Raw genomic sequence first — 1,706 nt, forward strand, 5'->3', positions numbered from 1 at the left:
AAACATTTGGAAGAAAATGCGGCGGCAGCTTCTCTGCAATTGGACAAAGACGATATCCGTGAACTCGAAGCGTCTGCCGATTGATAAATTACATATATCCACAGTACGCCGAAGGCCCGCTTCAAACGAAGCGGGCCTTCGGCATTTTTGTCAGATCAGAATGATAGTCAAATCAGTCATGGGTTTGATATTCTGACCATTAAGACAAAATATCTTTAACTACCTTCCCGTGAACGTCCGTCAGGCGGAAGCGGCGGCCCTGGAACTTGTAAGTCAGTCGTTCGTGGTCGACACCTAACAGGTGCATCATCGTAGCCTGGAAGTCGTGGACGTGGACGGGATTCTGCGTGATGTTATAGCTAAAATCGTCCGTCTCGCCGTAGCTGATGCCAGGCTTGACGCCTGCTCCGGCCATCCACATCGTGAAGCAACGCGGGTGGTGATCGCGACCGTAGTCAGTCTCCGTCAACTGACCCTGCGAATAGACCGTTCGGCCAAATTCTCCGCCCCATATCACGAGCGTGTCTTCCAGCATGCCGCGCTGTTTGAGGTCTTTGACCAGGGCCGCCGTGGCCTGATCGGTGTTTTTACATTGGTGCTTAATACCGCCTGGCAAGCCACCGTGCTGATCCCAACCCTGGTGGTAGAGCTGCACGAATTTTACATCTTTTTCAAGTAGTTTTCTGGCCAGCAGACAGTTGGCCGCATAAGTACCTGAGTCGCGACTATCCGGACCGTACATCTCGAAGGTCGAATTCGGCTCGTCGGAGGTGTCCATAACTTCCGGCACCGAAGTCTGCATCCGGTAAGCCATTTCGTATTGCGCGATACGGGCGTCAACTTCTGGATCGCCGATAGCGGCGTTTTGCAGGTCGTTGAGTTGCTTCAGATATTGCAACATCTCGCGGCGATCGGCCCCGTCGTAACCTTCTGGATTATTCAGGAACAGCACCGGGTCTTTGCCTGAACGGAACTGCACGCCCTGGTGTTCGGTGGGCAAAAAACCGTTGCCCCACAGCCGCGCGTAAAGCGGCTGACCGCTAGCATTTTTGGATACCAGCGAAATAAATGTCGGTAGATTCTGGTTATCGGAACCCAACCCGTAGCTTACCCAAGAGCCAATGGACGGGCGACCCGGTAGTTGGCTACCCGTCTGGAAAAAGGTAATGGCCGGGTCGTGGTTGATGGCGTCGGTGTAGATTGATTTGACAAAACAGAGGTCGTCTACAACCTGGGCCGTGTAGGGCATTAATTCGCTCACCCAAGTCTGGGACTTTCCGTGCTGCGCAAATTTATAGACCGACGGCGCAATCGGCAGCCTACTCTGGCTGGCACTCATGCCCGTAAGTCGTTGGCCTTTCCGCACCGAGTCGGGCAGATCTTTGCCAAACATTTCGTTCAGCTTGGGCTTGTAGTCGTAAGTTTCGAACTGCGACGGGCCACCGCTCATGAAAAGATACACAACGCGCTTCGCCTTAGGCGCAAAATGAGGCAGAGCCCGCAGGATGGCTTCCTGCGAATCTTCCGACAGTTCACCAGGCTTTTGCGAGGCAGCCCCCGCCGCGCCCGAACCAAACAATTTACTAGCTCCAAACAACGAACCCAACGCCAACGCCCCCAAACCCATCGAAGTCTTCGTCAGGAAGTGACGACGATCGAGTTTATCGTTCAACTTATTGAATTCAGGCGTATGCAGCCGGAATTCG

Annotated in this window: 1 protein-coding gene; it reads right to left on the reverse strand. The window is 53.6% G+C overall.

Translation table 11 applies throughout. The annotated features are described in order from the left end of the window. Positions 1–199 precede the first annotated feature (199 nt). On the reverse strand, positions 200–1,706 hold a 1,507-nt coding region (locus ACEW8P_RS00340), incomplete at its 5' end, for a DUF1501 domain-containing protein (RefSeq protein ID WP_373511123.1).

The sequence above is a fragment of the Persicitalea sp. genome (assembly GCF_041751555.1).
Taxonomy (GTDB): Bacteria; Bacteroidota; Bacteroidia; order Cytophagales; family Spirosomataceae; genus Persicitalea.